Origin of the sequence: Serratia sp. ASV30, assembly GCF_016428815.1 — a bacterium.
Taxonomy (GTDB): domain Bacteria; phylum Pseudomonadota; class Gammaproteobacteria; order Enterobacterales; family Enterobacteriaceae; genus Chania; species Chania fonticola_C.
In genome coordinates this window covers 1-17,003 of record NZ_JAELTL010000044.1, presented here as the reverse complement: position 1 = coordinate 17,003, position 17,003 = coordinate 1, and the positions used below count along the sequence as shown (strand labels likewise).

Here is a 17,003-nt window from a genome sequence, read left to right as displayed (position 1 = left end):
AAACCAACCGGCATACGCGGACTATTCCCCTACCACAGGCCACCTTGCCGCAGCCAGTAATATAATTCGCCATTACGCTTGAAGCCGAGCTTGCGCATCGCCGTGAGTTTATGGGTGCTGACGGTCTTGACGTTCAGCGAAAGTTTACTCGCGATCTCGTCAGGTGTTAATTCCTCTGAGATCCCTTGCAAAACGTCGCGCTCGCGCGGGGTCAGATGCAAATGCCGACACGGACTTACCGTATTGTCTGTCAGAGACGACCGACTTGCCTGCTCAAACATCTCCTCAACCAAATGCACCACGGCATCAGGCCGTTCCTTGCGACCTAATAGGGCGAGCTCATGCTGACGTATTATATTCTCAGCGGCCGTATCACGTATGATAATCGTCCCAAGCCGCCGATTTACCGGATTTTCCCGGCGGGAATTGAACCGCGATGACCAGCCAAAGGGGTTGACACAAACCATCAGGTCGATCGCTATCCCAGGCGCAACTGGCACAAAACTCCATGTACAGCCTTTAGCGAGAAAATAGTCCTGCAAAATATGTTGAATGCCCAGAGCAAAATAACGGTTGCTATCCTGAATAGTGATAACAATATGTGGTGTCATTTTAGTTCCTTATGAATCGGCAAGAAAACACGGCGATAATATGGGTTTCGTTTATATGGAAAATCATCCTTGACGCTGTCGCCCTCAAACAAGGGATGCGGATACCTCCGCATGCCAAAAATAGGTTATGCCTATAATGACGTAGCCGATTACTGGTCAGCTAAAGTGGAAGCTGGCAACCGCCTTGAATTTGCCTTTGGTAACAGTGGCAGACGCACCATCACCCTGCAGATAGGCAATGAAGCTCAAGGTATTATGCCTTTTTGCAGCTTTTGGATAGTGGTTGACTCAGTCAGTTTAATAGGACAGTTAGCATCCTCAATGACAAGACCAGCCCCCAATTTACCAGGGTCTGCGACAGCACCAACGTTGCCTGTGAAGAAAGGAGTCACTTTACCGACTTCACCATTACGTACACTCTTTAAACGCTTTTGCCGGTGGTTTGGCGTTGCGATAAATCTTAATGATCAGATAATGAACAAGCAAAATAACCTGATTAATACGCAAAAATTAGAATTAACCACTAAAAATTATCAACTTTAATATATTTAATGTCATTTTGAGCGAAAAAAAACCGATATGCGAGTAGGTAATACTGTCTTGAATTCAACTAGTTATTATTGCTGAAAAAATAGTTCAAATCAGGGTTGACTACGGTAGCGGGTTACCACTAAATTCCTACGCACAGTCAAACCATTAAGACTATTCTTATCACTGGACGCAGTTCAACACTAACACCAAGGATGCTCGGTTATCGCCATGAAATATATAATAAACCTTAATATTATCTTTGATCCTGACAATAGAATATTGACGGTTAAAAATGACATTCAGCAATCTGTTGAATTATCAAAGCCAGCAACCCGGTTACTCAGTGAGTTGATTAACAACAATAGGGTCAACCTTGCTCGCGATGACCTGCTAAAAAACGTCTGGGCGGACTATGGTTTTTCGCCGTCTAATGCCAGCCTGAATAACCATATTAGTGAGTTACGCAAAGCCTTCACTAATCTCGGCGTGAGTAAAGATATCATTTCCACCGTGCCCCGCGTCGGTTTTAGAATGGATGCGGAAATCCATCCGATACAAAAATCGGTTCAGGGAATAACAGAAGCAGCGCCGAACAACGGGGTTCCTGTCACTGACAAATACAGCACCTTTTCAGAAAACCCAGTGCCTACAACGACCGAGCAAGGAGAGCATCAATCTATCTATTTATCGTTAAAAAAACACAAGATGATAATTTACATACTTGCAGTTTTACTGTTACTGACCACGGTAACTGGCACGACTATGCTGAGACATAGCCAAAAAGAGAGCGTGAACTTCGTGGTGACTCATGAAAAATGTAGCATCTATAACTTAAATGATGACAAGCCAAATAAAGCTTTTACCGCTAAGATCATCAAAGAGATAGCAGCAGAAGGCATAGACTGTTCGCGGGAGGAGCTAGATGTTTTTTATGCAGAGGCACACCCTAATAACGACCGTTTCAGAGTCCGGCTGCTCGCTGCCTGCAGTAAAATTGATGCCGCCAGCTATAAAAATTGTTTAAATTACAAAACAGTAGAGTAAAAACATGAAAAAGATCGTCGTAGCCCTGCTGTTGGTTATTAGCTTATGTTCAACTCTTTTTTATATATATCAGGTACAGTCCCGCAAGCCGTTCCATTGCGATGCTCAATTGTTCGCGCACCTCAGAATCAATGAAGCTGACGAAGTTGAGGTCAACACTCATATCGACGTCATTTTCAGGTCGGCTTATGATGGGATTTTGAAATTTTCCGGCTCAATCAAGAATAAGGGTAATGACTATATCCTGCGAAGGACCGTCTACTTTACCGTCGCCCCATCGGAGCTGGAAAACGTGAACGAAATCGTCTTTACCCGAACAGAGAGCCACCCCACGGATAATACGCCAGCAGACCTTTGGCAGAACCGAGTATTACCGCAAACCCCGGGCATCGGGTTTTACTCAAAGATCAGGGGGTTAGATAAAAATGCCATTATTATCAAAGGGTTTACCAATCCTCTGATCGTCTGTATTCGCCACTAGCGGCACCACGGATAGGTGGCTACCGGCAGTGCTGCCTGAACAGGCGAGCCAGGTAGGCCCCCATCGGCGTGAGCGTCGTATCCTTTCGTTGGATCAGGTAGAAGGTAGCTTGTGGTAAGGCTTCGTCCAATTCCAATGCTACCAGATGGCGGCCCAGGATCGGATCGGAGATCACATCAACCGACAAAATGCTGACAAAGTCACTCTGCGCCACCAGGCTGGTACAGGCCATAAAGGTTTCGCAGGTGACGCTGATCGCCGGTGCCATCCCCATATCACCAAACAGTTCATGTAGCAGGCGGTAGTAGCTGCCATTGGGGGTTGGCATAGTCCAATCGCAATGTTGCAGCTCCTTGAGCGTGCGGGCGTTTTCACACGGGTGCCCCTTGCGTACCACCACCTTGTATTCTCTTTCCATCAGCCGCTCAAAGCTCAACTCATTGTCCATGCTGCTGGGGTAGTAGGTATTAATGGTAAAATCCAATTCCCCCTGGCGTAGCTCCGGGATCATCGAGACCAGTTGCCCCTCCACGATGCGCACCTTCACATTGGGATATTCGCGGTGAAACTGGGTGATCACTTTCGGCATTACCGTGCGGGCAACGCTGCCACCGACGCCGATATTGACAGAGCCACCCGCTAACCCCAACCGCTGCTGAATATCTTCCTGCGCCACCCGCAGTTCTTCGAGGATCAGGCTGGCATGCTGAAAAAAGTTATCACCGCAGTCGGTTAATACCACCCCTTTACTACGGCGGACAAACAGCTTGGCGCCGAGCACCTCCTCCAACTCCTGAATCGACTTGGTCAACGCAGGCTGGGAAAGGTTACAGGTACGGCTGGCGGCGCGAATACTGCCCTGGCGGCTGACTTCCACAAAGGCGCGTAACTGGTGCAATTTTATCGAGGCTGGCATAGGCGATTTGCGATAACCGTTGTTTATCAGTAGCAAGATATTGGCATCTTATTTAACCCGATACCATTGTGTACATTCGAAAAAACAGAATAAATAACCCAATCATCATTTCGCTTATTTAAACGTAGTATCGCGCTCAATAAGCACCATTCACGGCTTTTTAGTAACTAATTACGCAAATATTCAATTTTAATTTAATTGCCTGACCTCCACTGCTGCCTGAATTTCATTCAAGGCGTGATAACTAATGGAAAACTGCTATGAACACTCCGCTTTCAACGTTGGTGACCGAACTGTATCCGCAACTGCAAGCCTGGCGCCGTGACTTCCACCATCATGCCGAATCCGGCTGGCTTGAATTTCGTACCGCTTCGCTGGTGGCGGAAGAGTTGGATCGATTAGGTTACCAGTTGCAACTTGGCCACGAGGTGATCAACGCCGAAGCCCGCATGGGACTCCCCTCTGCACAAATCCTGGCGGCGCAGGAACAGCGAGCCATCGAACAAGGTGCCCTGGCGAAGTGGCTACCCTTCTTTTCCGGCGGGTTTACCGGCATTGTCGCCACGCTGGATACCGGCCGCCCTGGCCCCACCATCGCCTTTCGCGTCGATATGGACGCGCTCGATCTCAACGAACTGCTGCATCCCGACCATCTGCCATTTCGTGAAGGTTTCGCCTCCTGCAATAGCGGCATGATGCACGCCTGCGGGCACGATGGGCATACCACCATCGGCCTGGGGTTGGCGCGGGTATTCAAGAGCCTGGAGCCACAGCTGCATGGCCGCATCAAGCTGATCTTCCAACCGGCCGAGGAAGGTACTCGCGGGGCCAAATCGATGGTGGAAGCCGGCGTGGTCGATGACGTCGATTTCTTTACCGCCGTGCATATCGGCACCGGCGTACCGGCCGGGGAACTGGTGTGCGGCAGCGACAGCTTTATGGCTACCACCAAGCTGGACGTCACTTTCCGTGGCGTGGCCTCCCATGCTGGTGCCAAACCCGAGGATGGCCGCAATGCGCTGCTGGCAGCGGCTCAGGCTTGCGTTGGGCTGTATGCCATCCCTCGTCACAGCGAAGGCAGCTCACGTATAAACGTTGGCGTGTTGCAAGCAGGCACCGGCCGTAACGTCATCGCAGACAGCGCCCTTATGAAGGTAGAGACACGCGGCGCCACCAATGAGATCAACGAGTTTGTTTACCAACAAGCGCTCAACGTCATCCGAGGGGCCGCCATCATGCACGGGGTGGAATACGACATCGCCCTGATGGGCGCAGCACAAAGCAGCCAGCCGACGCAACCTTGGGTGGATTACATCCATCGCCAGGCACTCAGCATCAGCGAACTTAGTTCAGTCGTTGATCGCCGCGAGCAGGCAGCGGGCTCTGAGGATGCCACCTACATGATGGAACGGGTGAAATCTCACGGTGGGCAAGCAACCTATGTGATTTTCGGTTGCGAACTCAGCGCCGGTCATCACAACGAGAAATTTGATTTTGACGAGCAGGTCCTCACCGTGGCGGTAAAAACGCTGGCCAGCCTGGCACTGAACCTACCGACTTTTGGGAGCGCAGAATGAAACAGCCGGAACTGGTCTCTTTTATTCACCATTACATCAATAGCCATCAGGCCCGTTTCAGTGCCTTAAGCGATGAGATCTGGGATCATCCGGAAACCCGCTTTGCCGAAACCCACTCCGCCGAGCTACTGGCAAACGCCATGGAACAAGAGGGTTTTGAGGTTGAACGCGGCGTCGGTGGTATCGAAACGGCATTTATTGCCAGCTTCGGTAGCGGCCATCCGGTGATCGCCTTATTGGGTGAATACGATGCGCTGGCCGGCCTGAGCCAGCATGCAGGCTGTGCTACCCCGTCTCCGCTGGTGGAAAACGGCAATGGTCATGGCTGTGGGCATAACCTGCTCGGCACCGCTGCACTGGCCGGGGCCTTTGCGGTTAAAGCCTGGATGGAACAGCAACAGTTAACCGGCACGATACGCTTTTACGGCTGCCCAGGAGAAGAAGGCGGCTCTGGTAAAACCTTTATGGTCCGTGAAGGGCTGTTCGCCGATGTGGATGCCGCTCTCACCTGGCACCCGGAAGGCTTCAGCGGCATGTTCAACACCAGCAGCCTGGCCAATATTCAGGCCGCGTTCCGCTTCAAGGGCGTCGCCGCTCACGCGGCCAACTCGCCACATCTCGGCCGCAGCGCGCTGGATGCCGTGACGCTGATGAACACCGGAGCCAACTTTCTGCGTGAACATATCGTGCAGGAAGCCCGGCTGCATTATGCGGTCACCAATACCGGCGGCAGTTCCCCCAACGTGGTGCAGGCCGATGCCGAAGTGTTGTACCTGGTACGCGCTCCTCAGCTCGATCAGGTGCAGGATATTTACCAGCGCCTGGTCAACGTTGCCAAAGGTGCAGCGCTGATGACCGACACCCAGATGACGGTGCACTTTGAAAAAGCCTGTTCCAACTACGTCCCCAATCGCCGCCTGGAAAAGGCGATGTATCAGTACGTGTGTGATTTCGGCTTGCCGGATTACAACGATGAAGAGCGGCGTTTTGCCACGGAGATCCGCCAAACGCTCAGTAAAGACGACCTGCGTAATGCCAAACTGAACATTTCACGTACTGGCGGGGTGGCCGGGCAGGAATGGGTACGGCAGTTGGGCGATAAGGTGTTGATGGACGAGGTCTCCCCCTACGTGGAGTCACAAGAAATCCTGTACGGCTCTACCGACGTCGGCGACGTCAGTTGGGTCACGCCAACGGCCCAGTGCTTCAGCCCCTGCTTTGCTCTTGGGACGCCGTTGCATACCTGGCAGTTGGTCGCCCAGGGCCGCACCTCAATAGCCCATAAGGGCATGTGCCTGGCAGGTAAAGTGATGGCCGCTACCGCCGTCGCTTTACTGAGCGATAACACCTTGCTGAACGCTTGCCGCGAGGAGTTCCGTCAGCAACGTGCCGAACAGCCATACCAATGCCCCATCCCTGCGGGGGTGAAACCTACGCCTTTGAAGTAAATCCCGGCCGTTCTGGCTCCCGTTCCGAGCCAGATCACCATCGCGATCCCTAAAACTATAAAAATCTGATTACGGACAAGAGGGTAATATCATGAGTGAGATAGCATCATCCGCCAATAAAAGCCCCGGGCGTATTTTTTACTGGGTAGAACGTATCGGTAATAAAATTCCCAATCCCTTCCTGTTATTCGTTTATTTAATCGTGGTGTTAATGCTCGCCACCGCGCTCATTTCCTGGTTGGGCCTGGTGGTGAAAAACCCGGCTACCGGGGAAATGATCCAGGTAAAAAATCTGCTGAGCGTGGAGGGAATACAATGGATCCTCCCCAATATCATCCACAACTTCAGCGGATTTGCGCCATTGGGCGCGATCCTGGCGCTGGTGATTGGTGCCGGTCTGGCGGAAAAGGTCGGCCTGTTGCAGGCGCTGATGTACAAAATGGCCTCACACGTCAGCGCCGGCTACGCCAGCTATATGGTGCTGTTTATCGCCTTCTTCAGCCATATTTCCTCCGATGCCGCGCTGGTGGTAATGCCGCCGTTGGGGGCGTTGATCTTCCTGGCCGTCGGGCGTAACCCCATTGCCGGGCTACTGGCGGCGATCGCCGGTGTCGGCTCGGGGTTTACCGCCAACCTGCTGATTGTCACCACCGATGTGCTGCTTTCCGGCATCAGTACCGAAGCGGCCAAAGCGGTTGACGGCGCAATCCACGTCAGCGTGATCGATAACTGGTACTTTATGGCCACCTCGGTGATCGTACTGACCATTACCGGCGCGTTGCTAACGGATAAATTTATCGAGCCACGGCTACCAAAATGGCAAGGCACCTCCGATGACAAACTTGAAGCGCTCACTCCATTACAAAACCGTGGTCTGATGATGAGCGGTATCGCCGCGCTGGTGTTTATCGCCGTGATGGCCGCGCTGGTAGTGCCAGAGGGTGCCCCACTGCGCGATCCGCAAACCGGCTCGGTGATCCCTTCCCCCTTTATAAAAGGCATTGTGCCGATCATCATCCTGTTCTTCTTCACCGTCGCCATCACTTACGGCGTCGTCACCAAGAGCATCCGACGCCCGGACGATATCCCCAACCAACTGGTCGAGCCGATGAAGAACATGGCGGGCTTTATCGTCATGGTGTTCCCGCTGTCGCAGTTTGTAGCGTTCTTCAACTGGAGCAACATGGGCAAGTTTATGGCCATCGGCCTGACGGATCTGCTGGAGGCGGCCGGAATGAGCGGCGCACCGGCGTTCCTCGGCCTGATGTTCCTGTCTGCCTTCCTGTGCATGTTTATTGCCAGCGGCTCCGCCATCTGGTCGATCCTGGCCCCGATCTTCGTGCCGATGTTTATGCTGTTGGGTTTTCATCCGGCCTTCGCTCAGATGATTTTCCGCATCGCCGACTCATCCGTGCTACCGCTGGCACCGATGTCGCCCTTCTTGCCGCTATTCCTTGGCTTTCTGCAGCGCTACCTGAAAGACGCCAAACTCGGCACCTATTACGTGCTGATCATGCCCTATCCGTTGGTATTCTTCACCGTCTGGACCCTGCTGCTGGTGGTGTGGTACCTACTGGGGCTGCCTATCGGGCCTGGGGTCTACCCGAAAATGGGGTAAACCAATGCCGAAAAAATTGTGCTCAATAACCCGTCTTTTGGCGTAAGCTGAACCGATTATCCCCGCCGGATGCTTGCTAGCCGGTGGGGACACTTATTTCAATGCGCTAAGGACCTGCTATGAGTCGTGAAATCAACAAAGATACGCAGCTGTGTATGTCACTGGCCGGTCGGCCTGGCAATTTCGGCACCCGTTTCCACAACTATCTGTATCAGGAACTGGATCTGAACTTCATCTATAAGGCGTTCACCACCAAAGATATTCAGGCAGCGGTCGGCGGCGTGCGCGCTTTGGGTATTCGCGGCTGTGCGGTTTCCATGCCGTTCAAGGAGAGCTGTATTCCGTTCCTTGATGAGCTGGATGCGTCGGCCACGGCGATTGAGTCGGTCAATACCATCGTCAACGACGACGGCTTCCTGCGAGCCTATAACACCGACTATATCGCCATCGCCAAACTGCTGGCGAAATACCAGATCCCCCCGACCACCTCGTTTGCTCTGCGTGGCAGCGGCGGTATGGCCAAGGCGGTGACCGCCGCCCTGCGCGATGCCGGGTTCAAGAACGGCCATATCATTGCGCGCAACCCACAGGCGGGCCAGGCGCTGGCAGCGCAATATGGTTATCAGTGGCAGCCAGAAGTGGGCGATTTGCAGGCTGAGATGGTGATTAACGTCACGCCGATCGGCATGGCGGGCGGTAGCGAAGCCGAGCAGTTGGCCTTTGAACCGGCCACTATCAAGACTGCCAAGATCGCCTTCGACGTTGTTGCACTGCCAGCAGAAACCCCGCTGATCCGCTATGCAAGGGAGCAGGGTTTGCAGGTGGTGACAGGTGCCGAAGTGATCGCTCTACAGGCTTTGGAGCAGTTTGTGTTGTACACCGGCGTGCGCCCCACCGATGAGCAAATCACCCGTGCTGCGGCACATGCTCGTGGCTAAATAGCCCGAGAAAATATCAACCGGCTCACCACGTAGGGGCGCTGCAGGCTGACCCGTTGAAATAATCAATGGGTTAAGTCGATTGAGGTTGTCAGCAATATCATGGGAATTAGGGGAGAAGGGGGCAGATTTCGCGGGGATAAACAGGTAATAGCGCCCTCTTCCTCGAGTTAGGCAACCCGAAGAAGAGGAAATGGCTGAGTTTCAGATTACTTGGCCACGCCTTCCATTCCCACCAGCCCCACTTTCAGGTAGCCGGCTTTGCGTAGCGTATCCATCACGCTCATCAGCGTTTCATAATCTACGGTCTTGTCCGCCTGGAAGAAGATGGTGGTTTCTTTATTCGCCTGCGTGCGTTGATCCAGCACCGCCGTCAGTTGTTCCGCCGTCACCGGCTCATCACCCACGTACAGCTGCTTGTCTGCCTTCACCGACAGGAACACCGGTTTTTCCGGACGCGGCTGCGGTTTAGCGGAAGAGGCGGGCAGATCGACACGAATATCTACCGTTGCCAGCGGCGCAGCCACCATAAAGATGATCAACAGCACCAGCATGACGTCGATAAACGGCGTCACGTTGATTTCATGCAGTTCGCCGCTGTCGTCCAGATCTTCATTTAAGCGCATCGCCATAACTCACCCCACCCGCAGTTGGTGCGCATGCTGCGAACGTTTGGCATCGGCCGAGGCCGCCAGATCCAGATCGCGGCCCAACAGCAGCAGCACCTGCGCCGCCACATCGCCCACCTGAGCACGGTGGCCGCCAATAACGCGAGCAAAGATGTTGTAGATCACTACCGCAGGGATAGCTGCAACCAGACCGAGCGCGGTGGCCAGCAAGGCTTCCGCAATCCCCGGGGCAACCACTGCCAGGTTGGTGGTTTGCGAATGGGCAATGCCGATAAAGCTGTTCATGATGCCCCATACGGTGCCGAACAGGCCGACAAACGGTGAAATGGCGCCGATGGTGGCCAGGAAGCCATTGCCACGCCCCAGCTGACGCCCGTAGGCCGCTACGCGGCGTTCCAGACGGAAACCGGTACGCTCTTTAATGCCGTTGTTGTCGTTAGAAGCCGCCGACAGCTCCAGTTCGTTCTGCGCATCTTGCAGCAACACCGCACTGATGCTCTCTTGCGAGAAGCTTTGCGCCAGTTCGGAGGCATCGTCCAGCGAACGCACGTCGGCCAGCGCCAACTGCTCACGGCGCAGACGGCGCTTGGAACGAAACAGCTCACTGCCTTTGGCAAACAGAATGGTCCAGGTGACGATAGACGCCAGCACCAGGCCAATCATCACGATTTTCACCACGATATCGGCGTGCTGATACATGCCCCAGACGGAAAGGTCCATACCACGCGTTTCAGGCGGTTGGATGGTCGGTTCAGGATTAACCGGGGTGATATTTTCCGGGGTACCCGCCACAGGGGTTACCGCTGTTGGTGTGGCCGGTGTCGTTGCCGCGGCAACGCTTTCAGCGACTGCTGGTGCAGTGGCCGGAGCCGCCTGAGCGTTGCCCGCCAACCCCACCACCAATACCAGTGAGGCGATCACACTGCGCCCCAATGCGCCCCATTGCCCACGGCCTGCGCCCTGAGCACTTAGATTTGTCATTTTGCCAGCCGTTTTCACGCTGTGCCTCCACCTATTTCAACATTTAAGGAAGAATTCAGCGTGCGATCATATCAAACCAATCAGGGATTGATAGTAGTTATCATTATTATTTGAAGAATTACGCATCGACGAGCAAAAAATGATACACCCCCAGTCACTATCAGGGTTTGCGCGTCGTTTGGCATAACATTGCCTACCCATAATGCTAACAAAATCATCACTCGAACTGCGGCTTTTTACCCCAACAGGCCATAAATGGTGTCAATAATTCACGCCATCACTGCGGGAAAATGCCTATTGGATGACCAGACGAACGCAGTAGGCAAAGTATCTACGTAGAGTCGCCGGTTGATGAGGAGTGGCTAGAATAAAATCACACAGTAAGGCACGAGGTTTTACGGCGTTTAACTTGGCCATCCCAACGGTCGTCTGTACTTTTTCCGAGTTTTACGGCCTTTGCCACATTTTCTATGCTCTGTTTAATGTCCGCTTAAGCTAATAGCGGTACACTATATTGTGCTCTTGGGCCTCACCGCCGTGTGTGGCCTAAATTTACCGGTGAGCATGGCTATGACAGCACGGTAGCCTATAGAAAGTCAGCCCAGGCACCTCAGGATAAAAAATGGATGTATTAAGAGAGATTGTTCACGCACTGTGGACGCAAGACTTTACTGCACTTGCCGATCCCAGCGTGATTTGGGTGGTTTATGCCGTCCTTTTTACCACCTTGTTTTTGGAAAACGGTTTGTTGCCCGCTTCCTTCCTGCCCGGAGATAGCTTACTGCTGTTGGCCGGAGCCTTGATTGCCAAAGGCGTGATGAACTTTATCCCCACGCTGATTATTCTGACGGTCGCCGCCAGCCTTGGCTGTTGGCTCAGCTATCTGCAAGGACGATGGCTTGGCCATACCTCGGTGGTGAAAGGCTGGTTGCTACAGCTACCGGCGCAATACCACCAGCGCGCACACATGCTGTTTAACCGCCACGGCCTGGTCGCTCTGCTGATTGGCCGTTTCCTTGCATTTGTACGCACCCTATTGCCTACCATGGCCGGTATTTCGGGCCTCAATAGCGCCCGTTTTCAAATCTTTAACTGGCTCAGCGGCTTGCTGTGGGTAGGTTCGGTAGTCACATTGGGCTATGCCTTTAGCCAAATCCCGCTGGTTAAACGCCACGAAGATCAGGTGATGGCCGGGCTGATGATCCTGCCGATGGTGCTGTTGGTCGTTGGACTGCTGGGCGTGATGCTGGTCGTTTGGCGTAAAAAACGCGCCTCCTGAGTCAGGTGGCGCGACTATAGCGCCATCCTCGCGGGCAGGTGGCTGACCAGCGCATCCACCGCCAGCCGCACTTTCAAGGGTAAATGCGGCGTGAGCGGCCAGACGGCATGCACTTCAAAGTCTTTCCCCGGTACCTCCCCCAATACCTGCTGTAATCGGCCTTCCAGCAAGGCATCACGGATTAGCCAGCATGGCAGCCAGGCAATGCCAAACCCGGCCACCGACGCGTCGGCAATCACCTGAAGATCGTCCATCAGCAAGCGAGGTTTTGGCATCACTTCTCGCGTTGTTCCATCTGCCTGCGGGATCAACCAGCTACGTATCATTGAGGCGTAGCGATAAGCGATGGCATCGTGCTGGGGCAGCTCCTCAATGCTGTCTGGGACACCACAACGAGCCAGATACTCCGGCGAGGCGCATAGGGTCATGCGGTTATCTCCTAACCTTCTAGCCACCAGCCCGGCACTGTCCGGCAAAGGGCCATTACGCACCGCCAGATCGAATCCTTCCTCAGCCAAATCCACCACCCTATCGCTAAATGACAGATCGAGTTCCAATCCTGGATGCTCACGCGACAATGCGGTAAGCACCGGCGCGATACACAGGCGGCCAATCAGCACCGGCATCGAGACCCGCAACCGGCCACTGACCTGCCGCTTACCACTTTCCAACAGGTTCTCTGCGACGCGGATCTCCTCCAACGCCCGTAAACAACGCTCATAGAACAGCGCGCCATCGTCAGTCAGGTTCAGGCTGCGGGTGGTGCGGTGAAACAGGCGCACACCCAACCGTTGCTCCAGCCGGGCAATAGTTTTGCCCACCGCCGAACGGGAGAGATGCAACCTGTTGGCCGCTAGCGCAAAACTGCCCGCCTCCACCACGCTGACCAATACCGAAATGCCGCTTAATCGGTCGTTCATTCTTTGTAGCCTTTAAGAAAAAAATGACAAAGTGGCAATACTGTCGAAATGGTAGAGGTCGAACATGTTCGGTCTGAGCTAATCCATTGATTATTTAGACAGACGTAGCATACAGTGCCCCTATACCACGAATCTGTGGGTTGCGGCTATTTATCCATGCTTGAATAGTTGACTGCAAATAAAATCCACAAAAACCCGAATCTTTGGTGATAGATGCCGACTAGAGGGCCAGACGGCCCAGAAAATCCCCTGCTCCTTAGTATAACCATCAAGCAACGTTTCCAGTTCACCTCTAGCCAACACGTCTTTAACCAGAAAATCAGGCATGTAAGCAATGCCATGCCCGTCAATGGTCGCCATAAGCATTGCCTCCATATTATTCAACGTCAGGGAAGAATTTAGGCGCAACCGGGTTATTTCCGGGTCTGCCGTTAATGTCCAGTCCATGATTTTACCTGTCGTAACAAAACGGTAACGAAGGCAATCGTGCAACTCCAGATCGGGTAACTTCTCAGGTCGCCCTTTACGTTGCAGATAACCAGGGGCGGCACAAAGAACAAAACGGAAAGGCCCAAGCCTGCGCGACATCAGCCGCGAGTCCACAAGGTCGCCGCTTCGTATCACCACATCAAACCCATCATCGATGAGATCAACGAGTTGATCGTTGAAATCCAACTCTAACTCAACTTCTGGGTAGGCTTTGCGGAAGTCAGGCATCATTGGTAACAGAAAGCGGTACCCGATAGTGGGCAGACTGACCCGCAAGCGACCTCGGGGAGCTTGAACAGAGTGCGACAGCATGGCCTCAGCGTCCTGTAAGTCATCAAGGATTTTCCGGCATCGTTCGTAGAACATTTCCCCTTCAACAGTGAGGTTAACCTTGCGGGTACTACGCTGAAACAAGCGAACGTTCATAGACGCTTCAAGCCTCGCAACATTCTTTCCTACCGCCGTCGCGGAAATGCCTATGGCACGTGCGGCAGAGACAAAGCTCAGCGATTCTGCGGTTTTCACGAACGAGAGGATGCTGGTGAGACTCTCCATATGATTATGACCTTTTTGTTCATTATAAGCGGAGTTTTAACCCATTTATTAAACATTGCGACCTCTATAGATTTAGTTTCCCAGATTGCTACAAAAATGAGGGATTACGCAATGGGTAATAATTCCGATCACTCCCTACAAAAAGGTCGTTACTACGTTCTCGGTGCTATTTGCCTAGCTGCCCTGGTATTACCGCTGAGTTTCACCGGGGGTGCCGTCGCCACCCCAACCATCAGCAAGGTTTTCAACGCCAGCCCATCTGCCCAAGCCTGGGTAACCAACGCGTTCATGCTGAGTTTCGGTAGCCTACTCATGGCCGCCGGCACGCTTTCGGACATTTATGGCCGCAAACGCATATTCACCCAGGGCCTTCTGCTATTCATCATCGTCAGCTTACTTCTGGCCAATGCCACCAGCATTGTCTGGCTGGATATATTGCGGGCAGTTCAGGGGATAGCAGCCGCTGCGGCACTCGCTAGCGGTTCGGCCGCTCTGGCACAAGAGTTCGAAGGGCATGACAGAACCCGAGCCTTTAGTCTGCTGGGAACGACCTTCGGCCTCGGCCTGGCATTTGGTCCAATGATTACTGGTGCGCTGATTGAACAATTCGGCTGGCGTTCGATCTTCTTTACCACCGCAATACTCGCTGCAACGGCACTAATCGCCGCCGTTTCACAGATGCACGAAAGCAAGAATCCTCAGGCTCAAAAGCTGGATCTTCCAGGTTTGGCGAGTTTTTCAGCGATGCTCGTACTTTTCACCACCGGGATCATCCTCGCCCCGCAAGCTGGATGGGGTTCATCGTTGATCGTGAGCTTACTTATCAGCGCGCTGACTTGCTTGATTGCTTTCGTGGTTATCGAGCTACGCTCAAAAGAGCCGATGCTCGAACTCAGCCTGCTCAGGCGCACACGTTTCATCGGTGTCCAGTTACTTCCGTTAGGAACCTGCTATTGCTACATCGTTCTGATAGTGCTGCTGCCATTCAGGCTGATCGGCGTTGAAGGTATTTCCCCCATACAAAGTGGCTTGGTCATGCTGGCACTTTCGACACCGATGCTGGTGGTGCCGTTACTGGCTGCCTGGTTGACCCGTTGGATCTCTGCGGGCTCCCTCTCTGGCTTCGGTTTTCTGCTGGCGGCCACAGGGCTGTATATCCTCAGTCGAGTCCCTATCGGCGATCACCTGCAGTTGATTTTTGCCATGCTGATCATCGGTATCGGAGCTGGTTTTCCTTGGGGACTAATGGATGGGCTAGCGGTAAACGTTGTCCCCAAAGAACAAGCAGGCATGGCCGCTGGAATTTTTAACACCACGCGTGTCGCTGGTGAAGGTATAGCACTTGCAATCTCCATTGCCATGCTCACTACCCTGGTCAACAGCAGCCTCCTTAGGCTGCAACCGCAGAATGATAATAGCGAGCTGGTCCAACGCCTAATCATGGGGGATATGAGCCTCTCGCAAAATCTAGACCATGCTCTTGTCCTTGCCGCTTATCAAGAAGGATTCAGTAATCTACTGATAATGCTAATCATTTTTACCATCATATCAGCTGGTGCAGCATTCTTCTTTCTGGGCCACTCTAATACAATTACAGTTTCACCAGTACAAAAGAAAACTCCGCCCATATCTGACACAGATAGGGGCTGAAACGAGTATGGCTTCTAAATCAAGCATCGAACTTTCTCCTTTAGCTCTGACAGGACTGGCCTTGATTTGTGGCCTGTCCGTCGCAAACGTTTATTTCAACCAAGCACTGCTTCCTGTATTTGCCGATACCATGAGGGTAATTGTTACTGAAGTCAGTTGGGTAGCCACAGCTTCCCAACTAGGCTACGCACTCGGCATATTAATGATCGTTCCACTGGGAGACTGCCTCAACCCATATCGGCTTTACCGGATCTTACTCTTCTGGACTACACTAATGCTTGGCCTATCCAGCGTCGCAGAAAGCTTGGCCAGCCTAGCAGTTGTAAGCATGTTGATCTGGATGGGCACGTGCATTTCACAAGTGCTACTCCCCTATATCGCCTCACTTTCTTCCCCGGAAAAACGTAGCCGTAACATCTCCCTACTGCAAACGGGTCTAGTCGCTGGCATCTTGCTCTATCGCCCATTCGCCAGTTTCCTGAGTGACCACTTGGGTGGCAAGCTGTTTACCGCTGCGCCTGCGCTGGCATGCTAGTTTGTGCAGTAATGCTACCCTATTCACTCCAGGTGCGCCGAAAGGCAGACAGTTCGCTGAGCTATGTACACCTGATGAGTTCAACGGTCTACCTATTCCGCGGTGAACCTTTGTTGCGCTTGTCCTGTATTCTTGGCTCCAGTGTTTTTGCAACCTTCAGTGCCTTCTGGTCGATCATCACCCCAACAGCAGGTAGACTTTGTGATCGATTTGGCACCACCACCATTAGCATTCCGTCACTTCTTTTGAGTTTCCTAGCTTTCCTTTTACTCATGGGTTATCCCGAAAAGATCGGCCTGCTGATCGGCGCAAACCTACTCTGCTTCTCACTATATAATTGGGGCAGATCAGTAACCAGAGCCGAATTTTCAACTTGTTAACTCTAGATAGTCATAGCCGTCTGAATACTGTATATATGGGGGACTTTGGGAAGTGTATTGGTGGATCTCTCTGGCAACAATATCATTAGAAAGGCCCTATCTTGTTTAGGCTGTCGGCTTCGATACTGGCAACCATAGTCTTATTTGGCATGTTGCGCATGCACTCCCCAAAAACGCCCTAATAACTGAAAGGTAGTTGTACTACTCATTCCCCCACTTTTTCTCACCTTACATTTTTGACATTCCTCCCGACGGGAAAATCTGTCCATACTCATGAGCCATCAAACCCTGTCTCTTATACACATCTAAAAAGGGGGGGGGGGGGGGGGGGGGGGGGGGGGGGGGGGGGGGGGGGGGGGGGGGGGGGGGGGGGGGGGGGGGGGGGGGGGGGGGGGGGGGGGGGGGGGGGGGGGGGGGGGGG

16 protein-coding genes are annotated in these 17,003 nt (G+C 53.1%); 10 read left to right on the top strand and 6 right to left on the bottom strand.

All coding sequences use genetic code 11. The annotated features are described in order from the left end of the window. Positions 1–29: 29 nt before the first annotated feature. Positions 30–611, bottom strand: coding sequence for a LuxR C-terminal-related transcriptional regulator (locus JHD74_RS18210; RefSeq protein WP_199063227.1), 582 nt, complete (start codon positions 609–611; stop codon positions 30–32). 111 nt (positions 612–722) lie between these two features. Here JHD74_RS18210 and JHD74_RS18205 point away from each other — a divergent pair, with 111 nt between their 5' ends. The 3 genes from JHD74_RS18205 (at position 723) to JHD74_RS18195 (ending at position 2,667) form a co-directional block, all read left to right on the top strand. Further along, positions 723–1,154 carry a hypothetical protein gene (locus tag JHD74_RS18205; RefSeq protein ID WP_199063226.1) on the top strand — a complete coding sequence of 144 codons (432 nt, stop codon included), beginning with the start codon at positions 723–725 and terminating at the stop codon, positions 1,152–1,154. Between the two features lie 216 nt (positions 1,155–1,370). Further along, complete coding sequence (locus JHD74_RS18200; protein ID WP_199063225.1) at positions 1,371–2,186, top strand: winged helix-turn-helix domain-containing protein; 816 nt, start codon at positions 1,371–1,373, stop codon at positions 2,184–2,186. 4 nt (positions 2,187–2,190) lie between these two features. Then, the gene (locus tag JHD74_RS18195) at positions 2,191–2,667 is read left to right on the top strand and encodes a hypothetical protein (protein WP_024529124.1); all 477 of its coding nucleotides are present in this window, start codon (positions 2,191–2,193) and stop codon (positions 2,665–2,667) included. A gap of 19 nt (positions 2,668–2,686) precedes the next feature. Here JHD74_RS18195 and JHD74_RS18190 read toward each other — a convergent pair whose 3' ends face one another. Next, positions 2,687–3,583, bottom strand: coding sequence for a LysR family transcriptional regulator (locus JHD74_RS18190; RefSeq protein WP_024482999.1), 897 nt, complete (start codon positions 3,581–3,583; stop codon positions 2,687–2,689). A 260-nt stretch (positions 3,584–3,843) separates the two neighbouring features. On the opposite strand from JHD74_RS18190, the gene JHD74_RS18185 reads away from it, so the two are divergent. From JHD74_RS18185 to JHD74_RS18170, 4 genes are all read left to right on the top strand, one after another. After that, positions 3,844–5,160: a M20 family metallo-hydrolase gene (locus JHD74_RS18185; RefSeq protein WP_199063224.1), complete on the top strand. Its 1,317-nt coding sequence runs from the start codon at positions 3,844–3,846 to the stop codon at positions 5,158–5,160. Further along, complete coding sequence (locus tag JHD74_RS18180; protein ID WP_199063223.1) at positions 5,157–6,608, top strand: M20 family metallopeptidase; 1,452 nt, start codon at positions 5,157–5,159, stop codon at positions 6,606–6,608. Before JHD74_RS18185 ends, JHD74_RS18180 begins: the two co-directional genes overlap by 4 nt. Positions 6,609–6,699: 91 nt before the next feature. Continuing rightward, on the top strand, positions 6,700–8,226 hold the full coding sequence (gene abgT / locus JHD74_RS18175; protein ID WP_024529127.1) for a p-aminobenzoyl-glutamate transporter: 1,527 nt from the start codon (positions 6,700–6,702) through the stop codon (positions 8,224–8,226). A 119-nt stretch (positions 8,227–8,345) separates the two neighbouring features. Continuing rightward, on the top strand, positions 8,346–9,164 hold the full coding sequence (locus tag JHD74_RS18170) for a shikimate 5-dehydrogenase (protein ID WP_199063222.1): 819 nt from the start codon (positions 8,346–8,348) through the stop codon (positions 9,162–9,164). Between the two features lie 209 nt (positions 9,165–9,373). On the opposite strand, the gene exbD is transcribed toward JHD74_RS18170, so the two are convergent. Together exbD and exbB are read right to left on the bottom strand one after the other, a co-directional pair. Continuing rightward, a complete protein-coding gene (exbD, locus tag JHD74_RS18165) occupies positions 9,374–9,796 on the bottom strand; it encodes a TonB system transport protein ExbD (protein WP_021179543.1) in 423 nt (140 codons plus the stop codon). A gap of 3 nt (positions 9,797–9,799) precedes the next feature. Then, positions 9,800–10,792, bottom strand: a complete 993-nt coding sequence (gene exbB, locus JHD74_RS18160) for a tol-pal system-associated acyl-CoA thioesterase (protein WP_080673357.1) — start codon at positions 10,790–10,792, stop codon at positions 9,800–9,802. A 604-nt stretch (positions 10,793–11,396) separates the two neighbouring features. Here exbB and JHD74_RS18155 point away from each other — a divergent pair. After that, a complete protein-coding gene (locus JHD74_RS18155) occupies positions 11,397–12,053 on the top strand; it encodes a DedA family protein (RefSeq protein WP_021806837.1) in 657 nt (218 codons plus the stop codon). A 14-nt stretch (positions 12,054–12,067) separates the two neighbouring features. Here the strand turns inward: JHD74_RS18155 and JHD74_RS18150 are convergent, their stop codons facing one another. Beyond that, positions 12,068–12,973 (bottom strand): LysR family transcriptional regulator, encoded by a 906-nt coding sequence (locus JHD74_RS18150; RefSeq protein ID WP_199063221.1) that lies wholly within the window; start codon positions 12,971–12,973, stop codon positions 12,068–12,070. 150 nt (positions 12,974–13,123) lie between these two features. Further along, a complete protein-coding gene (locus JHD74_RS18145) occupies positions 13,124–14,017 on the bottom strand; it encodes a LysR family transcriptional regulator (RefSeq protein ID WP_074031241.1) in 894 nt (297 codons plus the stop codon). Between JHD74_RS18145 and JHD74_RS18140 the strand changes: the two genes are divergently transcribed. Continuing rightward, positions 14,018–15,667 (top strand): MFS transporter, encoded by a 1,650-nt coding sequence (locus JHD74_RS18140; protein WP_199063220.1) that lies wholly within the window; start codon positions 14,018–14,020, stop codon positions 15,665–15,667. Between the two features lie 7 nt (positions 15,668–15,674). After that, entirely contained in the window at positions 15,675–16,202 is a 528-nt protein-coding gene (locus JHD74_RS18135; protein ID WP_199063219.1) for an MFS transporter, read from the top strand. Positions 16,203–17,003 lie beyond the last annotated feature (801 nt).